The sequence below is a fragment of the Empedobacter sp. UBA7252 genome (genome assembly GCF_002472765.1).
Taxonomy (GTDB): domain Bacteria; phylum Bacteroidota; class Bacteroidia; order Flavobacteriales; family Weeksellaceae; genus Empedobacter; species Empedobacter falsenii_B.
Genome location: NZ_DKSQ01000026.1, coordinates 14,549 through 14,870 on the forward strand (window position 1 = coordinate 14,549; position 322 = coordinate 14,870).

Below are 322 nucleotides of genomic sequence, written 5' to 3' on the forward strand. Positions count from 1 at the left end.
TTTTTCAATTTCACCTATTTTTTTCATGAACAAGAAAATAGGTAAAATAAAATATTTAAAGACTTATAGTTTTATATTTTGGTTATTTTCATTTTTACTATTTTTCATATCATTAAATGAAATCTTTGAAAATCAAAACTTAAAAGGTTTTACTTTTTTCAATTTTTATAAAACTTTAGAATATTATTTTTTATGGATTTTACTTCCATTTTGGATATTTCCAATTTCAATTATATCAGGAATACTAACTCCATTTATTTTATATTTAAAAAGTAAGAATAATAAAAGAAACAAAGTATACTAACCCGTTGTGCATTTTAAA

Annotated in this window: 1 protein-coding gene; it reads left to right on the forward strand. The window is 18.6% G+C overall.

Features of this window, described 5'->3' with window-relative positions; all coding sequences use genetic code 11:
• Positions 1–304 (forward strand): hypothetical protein (locus B2X73_RS04165; RefSeq protein ID WP_291095804.1); only part of this gene is annotated, 304 nt, incomplete at its 5' end.
• Positions 305–322: the final 18 nt, after the last annotated feature.